The 6,062-nt window shown below is 50.2% G+C and carries 4 protein-coding genes; 2 read left to right on the top strand and 2 right to left on the bottom strand.

All coding sequences use genetic code 11. The features are described 5' to 3' along the window. Nucleotides 1–49: 49 nt before the first annotated feature. Together Q669_RS18790 and Q669_RS19165 are read right to left on the bottom strand one after the other, a co-directional pair. On the bottom strand, nt 50–1,000 hold the full coding sequence (locus Q669_RS18790; protein ID WP_022993473.1) for a hypothetical protein: 951 nt from the start codon (nt 998–1,000) through the stop codon (nt 50–52). Between the two features lie 272 nt (nt 1,001–1,272). After that, on the bottom strand, nt 1,273–4,323 hold the full coding sequence (locus Q669_RS19165; RefSeq protein ID WP_152525074.1) for a hypothetical protein: 3,051 nt from the start codon (nt 4,321–4,323) through the stop codon (nt 1,273–1,275). Nucleotides 4,324–4,671: 348 nt separating this feature from the next. Here Q669_RS19165 and Q669_RS20075 point away from each other — a divergent pair, with 348 nt between their 5' ends. Together Q669_RS20075 and Q669_RS18800 are read left to right on the top strand one after the other, a co-directional pair. Beyond that, nucleotides 4,672–5,067, top strand: a complete 396-nt coding sequence (locus Q669_RS20075; protein ID WP_022993475.1) for a hypothetical protein — start codon at nt 4,672–4,674, stop codon at nt 5,065–5,067. Further along, nucleotides 5,012–6,046: a Fic family protein gene (locus Q669_RS18800; protein WP_200861817.1), complete on the top strand. Its 1,035-nt coding sequence runs from the start codon at nt 5,012–5,014 to the stop codon at nt 6,044–6,046. The genes Q669_RS20075 and Q669_RS18800 overlap by 56 nt, the downstream gene beginning before the upstream one ends. The last annotated feature ends 16 nt before the right edge of the window (nt 6,047–6,062 follow it).

Below are 6,062 nucleotides of genomic sequence, written 5' to 3' on the forward strand. Positions count from 1 at the left end.
AACCTTCAGCGGTTTACGCAAAAGCGCAACCAGAGCAAAAGAGTGTCTATTAAAAAGCATCGCAGCGAATATCCTGTGACAGGTTGGTTCGAATGAGGCTGGCAATTGGTGCGTAAGATTCGTTCAGAATGAGCTTGCCGTCCTGCCAACTGCCGTAGTCGTTGGTCCCCACGAATCGGGAAAAGAAGCCTATTTCTTCGGAAAACTTCAAAGTGCCGTAAGTTAGCGCCGGCACTACTGCTTCACTGAAATCGGAAATGTCGATCAGTTTCTGAACGCCATACTCGCCGTGCTGTTCCGCCAGAGCATTAATGACATCAATCTGCTGTTTAAGCTCTGAGTCACTAACAATGCCTTTCTCGTAATCGGAGAATGCAGTACTGAGTTCATCGAGCTGTGATTGAAGTTGTGAGTGAACAGGTGAGCTCTCTGGCGAGAATTCATCAAGTAGCCGCAGTTTTTCTGAGTGAGGGATCAAGCCATATAGATACGCGGTATCTACTGAAAAATGATAGAGCGCCATATCCTGCCCGAGATTTAAAAGGGAAGACGCATCGTTCATGATGAGTCGGGTTTTTTCCTCAATCGCCTTGGCTGAAGTGTTTCGTATCTGGATCGCCAAGAATCGCTCGTAGTTGATGCCATTGGCATTGAAGGTAACAAGCAGGTTCACAAGCTGCGGTGCATTCACAAACGGAGCCGTGAGAATAAGGCCAGTATCATCTGGCACAGCGGACACCGTCAGGTCGATATCCTCTTCCAAAGTGTAGCTTTGGATCTCTGCGCCATGAAGGTTTCCCGCCAGTCGTGTTTCAACACCTTCGTCGACCGTGTAGTAGGTGCTCTCCAGCGTTGGAGGTTGGATCGACCGTTTTTCTCCGGTGGTACCCGTGTTACCGCCGGAACTTCCACCTCCGCAACCCAGAAGAACAAGTGCCAGGGAACTTGCCGACAAAAGCTGAAGAGGGCTGCAGGTATTTTTCGGACTAGCTTTATCCATGTTTGCTTTGGTTCCCCTGAACGCAGTTTGACCATGCCAGAATGTCGTTTACCCATTCTGTTGTCTGCGTGAGTATTGGGCGTTTCTCACGGAACGCCGCCAGCAGGTTTAGTTTGATAAGATCTACCGCCTATAAAGGCTACACAGTTTTCAGTCTGTGAAGTGTAAGGGTGCGTAACTTCGCGTTTTTTTCTGCAAAGTGGGAGGCTTTTCAGGACTAAAGTTGCCTGAAATGAGAGAGCCAGCCTTGAGAGCTGGCTCCCTGTTCTTAACTATTGGGGGTTATACACCAAAGGACTGTTGATGCCGTGATTTTTTTGGAAAGTTGACTCGATATATCGGCGCTCCATATAGGCCTGATGTCGTTCATTGTAGTCAGCATATCCTTCGTATTCGGGTTGCACTATGTAGTCCAGGTTGTATAAGAGCCCGGGCATCCCCGTTGCTATCTGATATTGTTCAGCCAGCGGGTACTGCAAACTGTTGGCGTTCTCGGCCGCAAAAACGGTTAGGCGTATGCTAGTTCCCAGGTATACATCGTCTGTGACTATGTCCGGGAAGTTGATTTTTCCGCTCACGTTGCTTGTGAGAACTGTACGGTCAAATCGCTCAATACGGTTTTCAATAGTGGAGCCAGCTGTCAGGTAAACATCGTCAGATCTGTACAGTTGAAGGGCGAAGGCATCGAACGGAACATCTTCCAAGGTGTAACTCATGGAATTGGTATCCGAGTCTGTGTCAACCATGGAGAAGGGCTTAAGTCCGGCGTAGGCACTGGCAGACAGCGCTCTCCCATCGTTCTGCAAAGGTTCAATAATCGTATTTCCCCAAGTGCTTGGATAGGAATCTTCTCGGTAACTCCGACTGATCTGAAGCAACCCCTGACCCTGAATAACCGTGGGTATGGAGATCCTTGTGCTGGCCTCGTCCCGGCCAGTAATCATGGCAACAGAGCTTAGAAACGAGTCGGAATCCAATGGCTTCAACATAGTAGCAATCTGGGTAAGGGTGGGCTCTATAGGTTTGCTGATACTTTCAACAGGGCTGTCAATGGTTGCCTGCACCAGGCCGCCGGTGATATCCACATCCTCGAGATAGGAGTAGAAGGTTGGCTGGCTGTTAAGCTCGCCGTCGGCAACCTGGTTTCCGATTAGCAAGATGGCGGCACTGCTGTCCAGTGTTGTTGATTCCAGCAGGACCCCATCTGTCGGTGCCTCCGGATAGGGAACGTATCCTCTACCTGAGACTGAACCTGCGATGGACGTAAAGCTTCCACCGTTGGAAACACTGATATTGAATTCGAAGTCATTAGGGTCATCAGGCGCCTCATAGCTTAAAGGCTCGCAGTCAGTCAGAGAGCCTTCGTACAAGCGTTCAGCCGCTAACTGAAGGGTATACGGAGCATCAATAAAGCTCCGCTCATAGCTGTAGCTATGGGTTACGGGTACGTCGCCGAAACCAATGGAAGACTGGTATACCGTTACATAATGACTTTGCGGAACATCGCTTAAATCAATGCTTCCGGAGCTATCTGTTTTTCGGGTTTCGACGAGATTCATATCGGCATCATGAATGTCGACACGCTCGCCGGACACCACGCACGATTGGGTGTAATCAGTGGTTAATGAAACAAAGCGAAGCCCTGGGGTGTAGTCTGGACGAACGACATCGTTGCCTGGGATTTCGTTGCCGGGTTCTTCGCTTCCGGGATCTTCATCTACTGGATCTTCTGGATTAATCAGTTCGTAGAGCCCAGGAATTTTCAGATCTAAGTTCAACGAATCAAGGACCGCACCCGGCACAACCTGGTCAACCGATGAGTTCTCGATCAACGATACAATTTCCGGCAGGTTTTCTGTGACATAAGAGCGAAGAGTGAGTCTGTACTGGTTATCCGTCAGGTTATTGGCTTCAAGGTCGATTTCGCCGTAAAGATCATCAAGACGAACAAGAAGCTCGGCAATTTCCGCATTGATTCGACTGACTTTCACTCCTTCGCTGGCGATTCCCGGGTTGGGGTTAAGGGCTTGCTGTGCGTAAAAGAGAAGAGACTTACGGTCCGTGCCAATAGCCTCGGCAAACAGGGATTCGGCAGTTTCCTGGTCCGGATTGCGGGGCACCAGGCTCAGCGCCGGGCTGAGCTGGGTGTTGACGAGCATTCCAACGCCAAACTCGAACTTCTCATAATCGAAATACAGCCCGATCGGGTTATAGAGGGTGAATTCACCGGGTATGATTGCTCCGGTCGAATCAGAGCTGGTCTCTGGGGTGATCTTGGCAACGATCTCTGTTCCCTCCAGGCCAATGCCAGTGGTGAAGGCGAATTTGCCATTCTCATCAGTTACCGTGAATTGCTCACCTGGATCATGTTCACCGTTCAAATTGCGATCGATAAAAACTGTGGCGCCCTCAACGAAGCCGACATAAGTGACTTCACCGCTATATATATTCGATGAGGTGTCGGGACCAGCAACGATGGTGGTGACCAGCTGACTCCCTGATTGGTCAGCTAAAGAATCGGGGTCGAAAGGATCTTCCGATTGAAGCGAGAGGTTTACATCAGCGACTACCGACGAAACAACGGCCTGTATGTTTTCGGAAAGCGTATTGAGGAAAGAAAGTTTGTTCGCTCCGTCAACGGTAAAATTAAATCCAGAGAATTGCGACTCTTGCTTTGCCTGAATGCGTGCGAGCACCTGGGAAATGCGATGAGCGCGCTCGGCATTGGCTGCGATTTCAGGATCATTGCTTTTTTTCAGCTTGATGTAATTGTTCTCTGGCGCGATGCTGAGACCAAGATCTGCAGCGACCTTATCTGCAGCGGCCTCGAAGGTTCTGCCATTGGCGATCATTTCTGTACTAATCAGGGTGGTAAGAGGAGAAACGATTGAGGTGTAGGAATCCAAGTCCCGGGCATCGCCCGCATTTTGGGCTGAAACCGACTCCGTATTCTTGATCAGTGGCGCTCGTAAAGTGTAACCGAGAGGAACCGTTTGATCGTCATCCCGATCAATGGTGACACCGGCAATAGCCTCTGCAATCACAGTGGCGTCGTCTGGAATGGTTTCTGTCGTTGAGAGGCTGAATTCTCCATTTGCCCCTGTGCGAGTCTCAGGTTCTGAGGCGTCATGCAGTCCATTGTTATTCAAATCGAGGAAAACTCTGGCATCCTGAAGATAACCATCCATAACTTGGCCTGAAATGGTGACAGGATCCGAGGTCGGATCATTTGTTGCGGTGCTTGAATTTCCTCCGCCACAGGCTGCGAGAAGGGGTGCCATCACGAATGGCATCAATTTGGTTGAATACTTTAATTTCGGCATAAAAGCTCCAGTGCCAGTTTCTTTGCTATCCCAACAAAGCGTTTGTTTTTCTGTTCTTGAATTAGAGCAGATCAACCGCCAACCCTTTGTAAAAAGTGAGAATTATTCTGTAACGATATTTATCGGGTGCGAACCACGCTTTATCCCTCCTGTATGTGAGCTTTCCTCGCTCTTGTTTCAGCTCTAAGATCGACAGCGCCTAACGTTGAAGATGCCCATTCGTTCAACGCTGAATGAACTTTGGCCAATGCAGTGTGTGAGTGACCGAGCATCAAATCCACGTGAGCTTTGGCAAAACATCACATCGTTGACACCTAGATAGGAAGAGGTCGATTTGCGAGTTGTGAAATGGGTGTCCGACAGTTGGTGAGGCAGGGATATCGGAAAGAGAAAGCTGCAAGCTTTTCTCAAGGTGAACAATTAAATGGTGTGAAGTACGCAGGTTATGCGCATCTCATCAATCAGGACAGTATCTCGGCCATAGCGCCGGCAATAATTGTGGAAGTGCGCTCGGTCACCCGCAAGGAAACCATAGGCCAGACCATCGCCGTGCCCGCAAAGCTGGTCCCGGCCCCGGACGATCGACTGGGGCACGTTCTTTTCGCCATCAAACACGAAGGCATCAACCTGCAGGTATTAGCCCAGGCACTACCGGCTATCCCAGAACCTGAGATCCGGCAGGCCTTTGATGCCGCTCCAAACAGCCACAGTGCGGCGAACTGGAGAGCTTCAGGCGTTGCTTGATGAGGATTTGCTGCAAAAAGCCACGGAGTTCACCGAGTCGCTGCCGAAAGACATTCTCAACCGCACGCTGGCTTGGGCCTACCTGCACGAAACCCGGGATTCCTACGCCATTGAAAACGAAGCGCCGTCGGAAGACAAAGCAACTCGCTTCGTGAATTTGCTGAAGCAGGCCCACAGCCCCCGTAAACTGGATGAAGACTACCTTGTAGATCTGCAAAACGCCGTTATCAGCAATGCGTTCTCCCAGGCGATGTCTTTCCGAACGGAGCAGAACTATCTCAGTAACGGCCTGCGCGGTGCGCTGGGTGTTAGCTATGTGCCGCCGGCCCCGGAACTCTCGCGTTCCTTGATGGAACATCTGATGGTGTTGGCAAACCAGCAGCCGGAAGATACGGACCCACTGGTATTGGCCAGCATCGTATCTTTTGGTTTTGTTTTTGTTCATCCCTTTATGGACGGCAATGGCCGCCTGTCCCGGTTTTTGTTTCACCAGATACTGTGCCAGCGTGGAGCCCTTCAGAATGGCCTGGTGCTTCCTGTATCCATAGTGTTACGCCAGAATGAATCCGAATATCTAGGTGTGCTGCAAGCGTTTTCGGAACAAGCGAGGCAGTACTGGGATGTTACTTACATCGACGAAAACCAGTTTCAGTTCGAATTTAAGGGCCATGAAGCCCTCTACCGATACTGGGATGGCACCCACTGCGCAGAATTTATGGCCCGTGCAACCAAACAGGCTATTGAACAACACCTGAAAGAAGAAACCGTGTTCCTCACGCGGTACGACGAAATCTACCGCCGCATAGACCAGTCCTTCGATATACCCAACACCGATCTCTCCAGGCTGGTGATGTTCTGCCTGGACCAGAACGGCCGCATTTCGAATCACCGACGCAAGCAATATCAGTACAAGGTTCCAGAAGAGATCTTCGATGCGCTGGAACAGGCATATCGAATCCTGGTAAATGAAGACATCTAGTTGCGGTAGGAATGCC

Source organism: Marinobacter sp. C1S70 (assembly GCF_000475355.1).
In the GTDB taxonomy this organism is placed as follows: Bacteria; Pseudomonadota; Gammaproteobacteria; order Pseudomonadales; family Oleiphilaceae; genus Marinobacter; species Marinobacter nauticus.